Annotated in this window: 10 protein-coding genes and 2 pseudogenes; 3 read left to right on the top strand and 9 right to left on the bottom strand. The window is 70.7% G+C overall.

Annotated elements, in window-relative coordinates; genetic code table 11:
- From E1285_RS39345 to E1285_RS39370, 6 genes and pseudogenes are all read right to left on the bottom strand, one after another.
- Positions 1-531, bottom strand: a pseudogene (locus E1285_RS39345) (adenosine deaminase); the annotation flags it as partial.
- 109 nt (positions 532-640) lie between these two features.
- The gene (locus tag E1285_RS39350; RefSeq protein ID WP_132159694.1) at positions 641-1,474 is read right to left on the bottom strand and encodes an SAM-dependent methyltransferase; all 834 of its coding nucleotides are present in this window, start codon (positions 1,472-1,474) and stop codon (positions 641-643) included.
- 52 nt (positions 1,475-1,526) lie between these two features.
- Positions 1,527-1,889 carry a cupin domain-containing protein gene (locus E1285_RS39355; protein ID WP_132159695.1) on the bottom strand — a complete coding sequence of 121 codons (363 nt, stop codon included), beginning with the start codon at positions 1,887-1,889 and terminating at the stop codon, positions 1,527-1,529.
- A gap of 156 nt (positions 1,890-2,045) precedes the next feature.
- Positions 2,046-2,867 (bottom strand): SAM-dependent methyltransferase, encoded by an 822-nt coding sequence (locus tag E1285_RS39360; RefSeq protein WP_132159696.1) that lies wholly within the window; start codon positions 2,865-2,867, stop codon positions 2,046-2,048.
- A gap of 139 nt (positions 2,868-3,006) precedes the next feature.
- Positions 3,007-3,840: an ABC transporter permease gene (locus tag E1285_RS39365; protein WP_132159697.1), complete on the bottom strand. Its 834-nt coding sequence runs from the start codon at positions 3,838-3,840 to the stop codon at positions 3,007-3,009.
- Positions 3,837-4,817, bottom strand: coding sequence for an ATP-binding cassette domain-containing protein (locus E1285_RS39370; RefSeq protein ID WP_132159698.1), 981 nt, complete (start codon positions 4,815-4,817; stop codon positions 3,837-3,839). Before E1285_RS39370 ends, E1285_RS39365 begins: the two co-directional genes overlap by 4 nt.
- A 124-nt stretch (positions 4,818-4,941) precedes the next feature.
- On the opposite strand from E1285_RS39370, the gene E1285_RS39375 reads away from it, so the two are divergent.
- Positions 4,942-5,703, top strand: a complete 762-nt coding sequence (locus tag E1285_RS39375; RefSeq protein ID WP_132159699.1) for a TetR/AcrR family transcriptional regulator — start codon at positions 4,942-4,944, stop codon at positions 5,701-5,703.
- A 34-nt stretch (positions 5,704-5,737) separates the two neighbouring features.
- On the opposite strand, the gene E1285_RS39380 is transcribed toward E1285_RS39375, so the two are convergent.
- Positions 5,738-6,475: a YwqG family protein gene (locus tag E1285_RS39380; protein WP_132159700.1), complete on the bottom strand. Its 738-nt coding sequence runs from the start codon at positions 6,473-6,475 to the stop codon at positions 5,738-5,740.
- A gap of 164 nt (positions 6,476-6,639) precedes the next feature.
- Complete coding sequence (locus E1285_RS39385; protein WP_207947151.1) at positions 6,640-8,085, bottom strand: M28 family metallopeptidase; 1,446 nt, start codon at positions 8,083-8,085, stop codon at positions 6,640-6,642.
- A 205-nt stretch (positions 8,086-8,290) separates the two neighbouring features.
- On the opposite strand from E1285_RS39385, the gene E1285_RS39390 reads away from it, so the two are divergent.
- Both E1285_RS39390 and E1285_RS39395 read left to right on the top strand, forming a co-directional pair.
- Complete coding sequence (locus E1285_RS39390) at positions 8,291-9,259, top strand: zinc-binding dehydrogenase (protein WP_132159702.1); 969 nt, start codon at positions 8,291-8,293, stop codon at positions 9,257-9,259.
- A gap of 238 nt (positions 9,260-9,497) precedes the next feature.
- Positions 9,498-10,415, top strand: a complete 918-nt coding sequence (locus tag E1285_RS39395; RefSeq protein ID WP_132159703.1) for a LysR family transcriptional regulator — start codon at positions 9,498-9,500, stop codon at positions 10,413-10,415.
- On the opposite strand, the pseudogene E1285_RS39400 reads toward E1285_RS39395, so the two are convergent.
- A pseudogene (locus E1285_RS39400) lies at positions 10,391-10,662 on the bottom strand (pyridoxamine 5'-phosphate oxidase); the annotation flags it as partial. The gene E1285_RS39395 and the pseudogene E1285_RS39400 sit on opposite strands and share 25 nt — an antisense overlap.

The raw sequence follows: 10,662 nt of genomic DNA on the forward strand, positions 1-10,662 counted from the left end.
GGCGCCCGCGATGTCGAAGCCCACGACGCCCGCGTCGCGGTACCGGACGGCCAGCTCCGCGATCTCCATGCTGCGCGCCTGGTGCCGCATCGCCGTCACCAGCGTCCCGACCCTGATCCCGAATTCCTCGCGGCCGCGGGCGAACCCGTCCAGGACGGCCTCGACGACCTGCTCCAGGGACAGCCCGTTCCGGAGGTGCTGCTCGGGCGCGTACCGGACCTCCGCGTAGACGATGCCGTCGTTCGCAAGGTCCTCCGCGCACTCGTACGCGACCCGCCTGAGCGCCTCCGCCGACTGCATCACCCCGACGGTGTGCGAGAACGTCTCCAGGTACCGCTCCAGCGACCCGGAGTTGGCCGCCGCCTCGAACCACTCCCGCAGTTCGACCGGGTCGGCGGCCGGCAGATCGCCGTATCCGGACTCCTCCGCCAGCTCCGCGACGGTCTCGGGCCGCACCCCACCGTCCAGGTGGTCGTGCAGCAACACCTTCGGCGCACGCCGAATGTCCTCTAGAGTCGGCCGAACGTTCATCTCTCGAAGCTACCCGTCCGCGGGCCCGGGCACCTCGTCAATTCCCGCCAAGGCCCCGGGCGCGTCACGCACCCGGGGTGTTCGCGTTCAATGACCGTTTCCGCCGAGGTCAGGGCTTACGGCCGACGGCGACGAACAAGTCCATCTCGGGGCGCTCCTCCCCGGACGGCGCCGTGCCCGGAGCAAGCCACCGGCTCGCCGACACCACACCGGGCTCGACCAGCTCCAGACCTGTGAAGTGGCCGGTGAAGCGCTCCGGGGTCAGCATGTGGATGGGCGGGTTGCCGAACGCCTCGTTGTAGGAGGCGGCGGCACGGTCCATGTTCTCCTTGTTGACGACGTTGGTGTTGACCGAGATCGCCAGGTAGCTGCCCGGACAGGTGCCGTCCATGATCGCGCCGATCAGGGAGCGCGCCTCGGCGTCGTCGCCGATGTGGTTGAAGATGCCCAGCATCATGACCGCGACGGGCTTGTCGAAGTCGAGCGTCTTGGCCGCGGCGGCGAAGATCTTCTCGGGCTCGCGCATGTCCGCGTCGATGTAGTCGGTCACGCCCTCCGGGGTGCTGGTCAGCAGGGCACGGGCGTGGACGAGCACGATCGGGTCGTTGTCGACGTACACGATGCGGGAGTCCGGGGCGATGCGCTGCGCGACCTCGTGGGTGTTGTCGGCGGTCGGTAGGCCCGTGCCGATGTCGAGGAACTGGCGGATACCGCACTCGCGAACCAGATACTCGACGACACGCCCAAGAAATGCCCGGTTCTCCCGCATCTGCTCAACAAAGCCCGGTTCGGCCTGAATGACCTGTTCACCGACCATGCGGTCGATGTCGTAGTGGTCCTTCCCGCCCAGCCAGAAGTTGTAAATGCGGGCGGAGTGAGGAACGTCGGCGCGGATCACGTCCTCGAGCCGGCCATCGCCGGAAGGGTTGTCAGCTGCGGTCATGATCGGAGCGTACGCCAGACATGGCCGTTTTGCGGAGTTTCTGGCGGTCAGTCTAGGAGTCGCCCGCCTTCGCGTATACGCCGATCCCTCCGGCGAAGTCGAACACCACGCAGGGCTCGTCGCCGACGACCCACGCGTCATGCCCCGGCGACACCACGAACACGTCCCCCGGACCGGCCTCTCCCTCCGAGCCGTCCCGCATCCGGATCCGCAACCGCCCCTGGGCGACGTAGCCGTTGTGGTGCACTTCGCACAGGTCGGTTCCGGCGATGTCCTTGACCGACTCCGTCCAGCGCCAGCCGGGCTCGAACGTCGCCTGCCCGAAGACCAGGCCCGTCAGGTTGACGACCTCCAGGTGACCCTTGGGAAAGTCTCGCCGATCGTCAGGCTTCTCCATGCTCTTGAGTTCCATCATGATGGGTCCCCCTTTCACCATCACCTCTCACGCTTGCACTACCTCTGACCTGCGTCAAGAGGGGACGCGAGGCGAACACCGAGCGCGGAGTGCCACCGCGGTCAGGGTTTGCGCGACACCGGCGAACGCCCCATCTGCGGCGACTCGCCGCCGTGGTCAGGGTTTGCGTGCGACGCCGGCGAACGCGTCCATCTCCGGCGGCTCGCCGCCGGACGGCGAGCCGGCGGGCCTCCAGCGGGCCACCGACACCACGCCGGGGTCGACCAGTTCCATGCCCGCGAAGTGCGCGGCCAGCCGCTCGGGTGTGTACATGTAGATCGGAGGACGGCCGAACGCCTCGTTGTAGGAGGCGGCGGCGCGGTCCATGTTCTCCTTGTTGACGACGTTGGTGTTGACCGAGATCGTCAGGTGGCTGCCCGCGCAGGTGCCGTCCATGAGCGCGTCGATGACGGCGCGGGCGTCGCCGTCCTCGGCGATGTGGCCGAGGACGCCGAGCAGGATGACCCCCACGGGCTTGCTGAAATCGAGCGTCGCGGCCGCCGCGGCGAGGACCTTGCGGGGTTCGCGCAGGTCCGCGTCGAGGTAGTCGGTCGCGCCCTCGGGCGTGCTGGTCAGCAGGGCGCGGGCATGCGCGAGCACGATCGGGTCGTTGTCGACGTACACGATGCGGCTTTCGGGAGCGGCGCGCTGCGCGACCTCGTGGGTGTTGTCGGCGGTCGGGAGTCCGGTACCGACGTCCAGGAACTGGCGGATCCCGCACTCGGTGACGAGGTATTCGACGGCGCGGCCGAGAAATGCCCGGTTGTGGCGGGTCATCGTGAGCATTTCCGGTTCCGCCTGGACGACGCTTTCGCCGATCGCCCGATCGATCTCGAAGTTGTCCTTCCCGCCGAGCCAGTAGTTGTAAATGCGCGCGGAGTGAGGAACGTCGCCGCGGATCACGTCGTCGAGCCCGGAAGGGGTCCCATCTGCCGTCATGGGCGGAGCCTACGACGGATAACCCCCCATTCGGGGTGCTTTGGAGCAACGTACCGGCACCATTGCGCGATCCCGCCGAACGGGCCGCCCAGGAGAACGTCCTGCCTGTTTCCTGGGGGCCCGGCCGGGCGGGCTCGGCTCAGCGGCTCAGGCGCTGGAAGCGGCGGACGGCCAGCGGCAGGAAGATCGCCGTGATGATGATCGGCCAGACGATCGCCATCAGCAGGGCGTTCTGCTCGATCCAGGTGTCGCCGACCGCGGCCGGGTTGCCGAACAGCTCGCGGGACGCCGTCACCGTGGAGGAGACCGGGTTCCACATCGCGATCGTGCCCAGCCAGCTCGGCATGAGGGACGGCGCGACGAACGCGCTGGAGATCATCGCGAACGGGAACGCGACCGCGAACAGGCTTCCGGCCGCCTCCTCGTTCGGGACCAGCATGCCCAGCAGCACGCCGATCCAGATCAGCGCGAAGCGGAGCAGCAGGAACAGGCCGAAGGCGGCGAGCGTGCCGAGCAGGCCGGCGTCGGAGCGCCAGCCGATCGCCAGCGCCGTCAGGGCCAGGACGATGAGGTCCAGGCTCGCGGCGATGAGGTCGCCGACGCCGCGTCCGGTGACGACGGCCGAGGGCGCCATCGGCATCGACCGGAACCTGTCGGTCACGCCTCGCGCGCTTTCGTAGACGACGACGTACGCGGTGTTCATGAAGCCGAGCGCCATCGTCATTCCGAACATGCCCGGCATCAGGAACTCGCGGTAGTCGCCGCCGCCGGGTACGGACATGGCGCTGCCGAAGACGTAGCCGAACAGCAGCACCGAGACGATCGGGAATCCGAGCTGCCAGGCGATGTTGCTCGGCTGCCGGACGTAATGGGTGAGCCCCCGCAGGACGATCGTCCAGCTGTCGGCGACGGCCCAGTAAAGGCGTGCGCCGGGCCCGTCGTCGGTGTCGGCCGGCCTGGTGTCGATGCTCACGCTTTCACCTCTTGCTTCTCCTCTTGCTTCTCCTCTTCGGCGGGGCGTCCGGTGAGGCGCAGGAACACCTCGTCGAGCGTCGGGCGCCGCAGCCCGATGTCCTCCACGGCGATTCCGTCGTCCTGAAGGGTGCGGGCGACCTCGGTCAGCGCGGCCACCCGTTCGGTGACGGGCGCGTGCACCCGCGCGGACGCCTCGTCGGTCTGCGGCTCGGCGGACGCGACGCGGGCGACCACGGCCGACGTCGCCGGCAGGTCCGCCGGATCGCGCACGACCACCTCGATGCGGTCGCCGCCGATCAGCTGCTTCAGCGACCCGGGCGTGCCGTCCGCGATGACCCGGCCGTGGTCGATGACGGCGATGCGGTCGGCGAGCTGGTCCGCCTCGTCCAGGTACTGCGTCGTCAGCAGGACCGTGGTGCCCTGCGCGACCAGCGTCCGGACCGCTTCCCACACCTCGTTCCGGCCGCGCGGGTCGAGCCCGGTGGTCGGCTCGTCCAGGAACAGGACGTCCGGTGCCAGGATCATGCTGGCGGCGAGGTCGAGCCGGCGGCGCATCCCGCCGCTGTACTGCTTGACCCCCTTGTCGGCGGCATCCATCAGGTCGAACCGTTCCAGCAGCTCCTCGGCGCGCACTCCGGCCCGCTTCTTGCCCAGGTGGAACAGCCTGCCGAACATGCGGAGGTTCTGCCGTCCCGTGAGGACCTCGTCCACCGCGGCGTGCTGCCCGGCCAGCCCGATCCGGCGGCGCACCTGCCGGGGCTGCGTGGCGACGTCCAGGCCGGTGACCTCCGCGCGGCCGCCGTCCAGCCGGAGGAGCGTGGCCAGGATGCGCACGGCGGTCGTCTTGCCGGCCCCGTTCGGGCCGAGCAGCCCGTAGACCATGCCCTTCGGAACCGCGAGATCGAAGCCGTCGAGCGCCCGTTTCTCGCCGTACACCTTGCGGATCCCCTCGGCGAGGATCGCGTCGTCCGCCATATCGCCTCCCTACTTCGCGTACACTATACGCAAGTTAGCGTACACCATATACTAAGTGTTGGCGGTAGCTTCTTACCGATGGCACCGGACCGGTGCCCCGCGCAGATGACGAGCAGGACGGACGATGACGAATGAGCCCGGCGAAGGCCGCGACCTCGGGGTGAGCCTGAAGCTGCTGTGGGGCGACCGGACCCGGCCGCCGCGGGGGCGGCCGGCCACGCTCAGCCTCGACAGGATCGTCGCGGCGGCCGTCGAGGTCGCCGACGAGATCGCCTTAAGCGAAGGACTCGAAGCGCTGTCCATGCGCTCCATCGCGACCCAGCTCGGCGTCGGGACGATGTCGCTCTACCGCTACGTCCCCGGCAGGAGCGAACTGCTCGACCTCATGCTCGACCACGTCATCGAGATCCCCGAAGACGAGCCGGACGCGGAAGCCGGCTGGCGCGACGTCCTGACGGCCGAAGCCCACGCTGAGTGGCGGCTTTGCATGGACCACCCCTGGTACCCGTACGTGGACCAGAGCCGCCCGCTCCTGGGCCCCAACAGCATGCGCGGCCTGGACCGGGTCTTCCGGCTGCTGCGCCCCAGCGGGATCGACGACCGGACGCTGATGATGATGTTCGGCGTCCAGAGCGACTTCGTGGACGGCCTCGCGCGAAGCTACCTCAACGAGCGCCGCGCCGAACACCGGACCGGTGTCAGCAGCGACGAATTCTGGCAGGCCCAGGTCCCGACCCTGGAGAAGGCCCTGGGCAGCGGCGACTTCCCGACCATGGCCGACCTCGCGGACAACACCTTCGACTTCTCCTACGAGCAGCTTTTCGAGTTCGGCCTGAGCCGCCTCCACGACGGCTTCGCCGCCTTCATCGCCGCCCGTTCCGGGTGACGCCTCCGCCGCCCCGGCAGCGCGGCGCGCGCGGTCAGGCGACCTCGATGCCCGGGTAGGCGCGGTCGAACCTGCCCGCCGCGAGGTCCTCGTCGGCGATCCAGTACGCGATGTTCACGATCTCGCCCCAGTCGGCGCCGTCCACCGTCTCCAGCTGGAGCAGCGTGCGGTGGCCTTCCAGCCCGTCGGCTCCGCCGTCGTGCCAGCCCAGCAGCCGGTAGTCGACGCTCGGGAGAACGTCGGTCAGCGGCCCCACGGCGTCCATGGCGTCGATGAGATCGAGGTCGTCCAGGAACGTGGTGACCGCGTGGCTGAAGGAAACGGGCAGTGACGGGGTGCGGGCGGCGTTGAGCGGGAACTCGGGATTCACGGGCGTGCCCGGCGGCGCCGGGCGCTCCGGCGCGTCCCCCTGCACATGCAGGACGCACGGCTCTTCGGGGTTGAGTTCACCGAAGGCGTCGTCGTAGAAGAACAGCAGGAGCCCGTCACGCGGGAGAGGCCATTCGTCGCCCAGCAGCGGCAGCAGCGCCGCGCAGTCGAGCTGCGCCGCGAGCGTCAGCGGACGGTCGCCGAACGTCGGCCACCCGGCGTGCGGGGGCAGCGGCGGCAGGCCCCCGAGGCGGGTCCTGCCGCAGCCCGGCCCGTCGCCGCTCGTGAGCGCGATCGACGGCCGCAGCAGCCCCAGCGCCCGCCGGGCGGCCTGCGGATCGGGCGCGTTCCCGGCGGCCTCGGCGAGCCGGGCACGCAACTCCTCATCCGAGCTGTCGGTCATGACCCGGGAGTATGGCAAAGACCGCCGACATCACGGGGACGGACGCCAACGCGGCCAGGCGGGTGGCCGCCTGCGCCGCCGACGCTGCCGACGGCAAAGACCACCGACATCACGGGAACGAACGCCAACGCGGCCGGAGACGCTGGTGGCCGCCTGCGCCGCCGTCAGTCCGGTACGGGGAACGCGACCGGGCTGCGGTGCCCGTCGCGGTCGACGGCGCGGACGCCGAAGAAGGCGTTGTCCTTGGACAGGTCGACGGTGACCTCGGTGACGTCCCCGACGGGGATGACGTGCGTCCAGTCGGGGCTGGTCGTCTCCCGCCACACGACCTCGTATCCGGCGATGTCGGGTTCGGGGCCGCGGTCCCAGACCAGGTCGGTGTCGTTGGTGAGCCGGTCGGTGAGGACGCGGGCGTTCTTGGGCGTCCCGGGGGCCTGGGCGAGCGACCACAGCGTCGCGGCGTTCACCCTGGCGACCCGGGCGATGTAGTCGAAGTCGCAGAACTCGGGCAGGTCGCCGTACTGCGTTCCGTCCTCCACTCGGACGTCCTGGTGCTGGTGGGCGTAGTTCTCGTGGGGTTCGGTGAAGCGGGCGGCGGGATAGTCCTGCTCCAGGTAGCCGATGTGGTCGCCGCCGCGCAGGTAGCGGTCCCTGCGGTAGACCGTCCGGATGCGCATGCCGGTGGCGTGATCGCCGGCGACGGACGCGACGAACCGGGCGAGCTGCCGTGCCGGAGAGTCGTTCTCACCGCCGACCGCGCGCCGCACGCCGGCCTCCTCCGGAGTCTCGGCGGTGGGGACGCCCTCGGCGAACAGCCGCAGGGAGCGGGGGTCGCGCGTGCCGTCGTCGGCGGTGCCGGTGCCGACGATGTCGTTGGTGAACATCGCCTGCACGTCGGCGCCGCCGGACCTGTACTGCTTCGCCTGGTACCTGGAGCCGTACAGCCCCTGCTCCTCACCGGCCACGGCGGTGAAGACGACCGTGGCCTCCGGCCGGTGCCTGGCCATGACCCGGGCGCACTCCATGACGACGGCCACCCCGGAGGCGTCGTCGTCGGCGCCGGGCGCGTACGCCGTGGCGTTCATGACGTCGCTGACCCGGGAGTCGTAGTGCCCGGAGACCACATAGATCCGGTCGGGCGCGACCGACCCGCGCAGCGTCGCGACGACGTTGGTGATCCGGGTCGGGACGGGGATGCGGGACGCGGGCTCCTGGACGTAGGACTGCAGCTCGGCGGTCATCCGCCCACCGGACGCGGCGGCGTACCGCTTCATCTCGGCGAGCATCCAGTCGCGGGCGGCGCCGATGCCGCGGTCCGGGTCGTCCTGGGCGGACAGGGTGTGCCGGGTACCGAAGCTCACCAGCTTGCGGACGTTCGCCTCGATGCGGTCCCGGTCGATCTCGCGCAGCAGTTCGCGCAGCTCGGCGCCGGGCGGCTGGTTCCGGACGGGCTTGCCGGGCCCGTCGGGCCATCCCCGCTCTCGCGCGGAGGCGGGCGAGGCGGTCACGGCGACGCCCGCGCCCGCACCGGCGGTGGCGGCGGCGGCCGCCGTGGAGAGGGAGAGGAACGTCCGGCGGCTTGCGGTGGCGGGGGGCTCATTGGTGTCCACGACGCCGATGATCCTCGGTGCACCACGCGTGTCCATGGCCAGAAGCACCAGTCTTCGCGAGACCCGGATGTCGACAGTTGCGCCCTCCCCGACCGCGCCGTGACCCGGCACCTCAGGGACCGGGCGCTTGACCTCAACCAATCTTCAGGTTGAACACTGGGGGCACATCCCCGCGAGGGGTCTTCCGGCGAAAGGAATCTAGCTCATGCGTGCTGTTCAGGTCGGTTCGTTCGGTGGTCCGGAAGTGTTGCGCCTCGCCGAACTGCCCGATCCCGAACCAGGCCCCGGCCAGGTCGTGGTGGGCATGACGGTGGCGGACGTGATCTTCCTCGACACCCTGCTGCGCGGCGGCTGGGGCCAGGACTTCTTCCCACGGGACCTGCCGTACGTGCCGGGCGTCGGCGGAGCGGGCGAGGTCCTGGCGGTCGGACCGGGCGTGGACCCGGCGTGGACGGGACGGCGTGTGGTCGTCCGAACGGACGCCGGTTACGCCGAACAGATCGTCGCCGGAGTGGAGGAGATCGCAGCCGTCCCCGACGGGCTGGGCGACGAGGCGGCCGCGGCCCTCGTCAACGACGGCGTGACCGCGCTCAGACTGGACCGGCTGGGCAGACCCGAGAAGGAGGAATGGGTGCTGGTGTCCTCGGCGGCGGGCGGGGCCGGATCGCTGCTGGTCCAGCTCTCCGTCGCCGCCGGCGCCCGGGTGGTGGCGGCGGCGTCCCGCGACGACAAGCTGGCCCTGGCCCGCGAACTGGGCGCGGAGGCCGTCGTCGACTACACGAAACCCGGCTGGGCCGAGCGGGTACGGGAGCTGACCGGCGGCGGTGTCGCGCTGGCCTACGAAGGGGCGGGCGGCGCGCTCGGCATCGCCGCCCTCGACGCGGTGTCCGACGGCGGGAGGTTCGTCACCTACGGCACCGCGGACGGTGGCACCGCCCCCGACCCGGACCTCGTCGAGCGCCGCGGCCTGCGAGTGTCCACCCCGCTCATGGACGGGCCGCCCGACCAGGCCACCGTCCGCGAACTGCTGGGCCTCGCGCTGGACGAGGCCGCGCAAGGACGGCTCCGCCCGTCGATCGGCGCCACCTATCCGCTGGCACGGGCCGCCGACGCCCACCGTGCACTGGCCGCCCGCACCACGGTCGGCAAGTCCCTGCTCCTGGTCGGCGGCTGACACGGGCGCCGGGCCCGTCGTGTCGTGAGTGCTCTCCGCCGGAGAGGGTCGGCACCCGTCCGCCCGCCCGATCGTCGTGTGCCGTATGTCCCGGGTCACCAGCACACATCGCCGGGCGCCGCGGACGGGTTGCCGCCGCTTTCAGAACCATCTGGTTCGTGACCCCACCTTGAGCCCCGAAGCCATTCCAGTCAATTCTTGGATTTACTTATAAAACCCCAAGAGTTAGCTTGGGTCGGTGACGCTCGACGACCTCCGGGTCTTCATCGCGGTGTGCGAGGCCCGCAATCTCAGCGCGGTCTCCCGCACCCTGTCCTGCAGCCAGTCGGCGGTGAGCCAGCACGTCAAAAGGCTCGAACGCGAGACGGGGCTCGCGCTGATCGAGCGGCAACCCCGCGGGGTCACGCCGACGGACGCGGGCCGGATCCTGTACCAGGCGGCGCTGGGCGGCATCACGTCCCTCGACTCCGCCGTCCGCCGCCTCGGAGAACTCCGCGACGGCGACGGCGGAACCGTGAAGATCACCACGGGCGGCGTGACGGTCCGGCACTTCATGCCGGACGCCATCACCGCGTTCCGCGACCGGCATCCCGAAGCGACCCTGGACTTCCAGTCCGCGCAGTCGACCCGCCGCTGCCTGGAACTCCTGCAGAGCGGGCAGGCGGACCTGGCCTGGATCACGCTGGGGCAACCGGCTCCCGGTATCCAGCAGTGGCCGGTCATCGACCTGCCCTGGGTCCTGGTGGTCAACGCCGGTGATCCGCTCGCCGTCCGCCAGACCATCGATCCCCGCGATCTCCGCTCGATCCGCTACATCGCCCATCCAGCCAACTCCGCGTCGCACCGGCGGCTGGAGGAGGACTTCGTGCGGCTCGGCTGCGCGCCCGCACAGACCGCCGGGGTCGCCGACTGGGACACCGCGGTCCTTCTCGCCGAACTCGGCATCGGCCACGCGATACTGCCGTCCCTGCCCAGGCTCGCACCGGACGGCCCCGTCCGGACCGTCCCCATCCCGGCGCTCTCCCCCATCACCGTCGGCTGGGCGGCCCGCCAATGGGACGCCCTCAGCCCGCTCGCCACCGAATTCGCCGAACTCGTCGCCGCCGACCTCGATCCCGCCCCCTCGTGGCGTCAGGAGGTCCGCGGGCTGGTGTAGACGCGGCGGGGGGCGATGAGTACGGCGGCTCGCCGCTCCTCCGCCATCACCCGGTCGTAGGTGTCCCAGTCGTCATGAGTGCCGCCCGCGGCCCGGAAGATGTCCCGCCACAGCCGCCTCAGCGCTTCGCCGTCGACATCGGGATGCGGATCGTCCAGGCCGATGATCTCGGCGTCACCCTCGACGGCCGCCCACCGCCAGCCCGCCCGCGCGACGACCGTCACCCGCGTGACGGCACGCCGGTTCC

The organism is Actinomadura sp. 7K507, from assembly GCF_004348425.1.
In the GTDB taxonomy this organism is placed as follows: Bacteria; Actinomycetota; Actinomycetes; order Streptosporangiales; family Streptosporangiaceae; genus Spirillospora.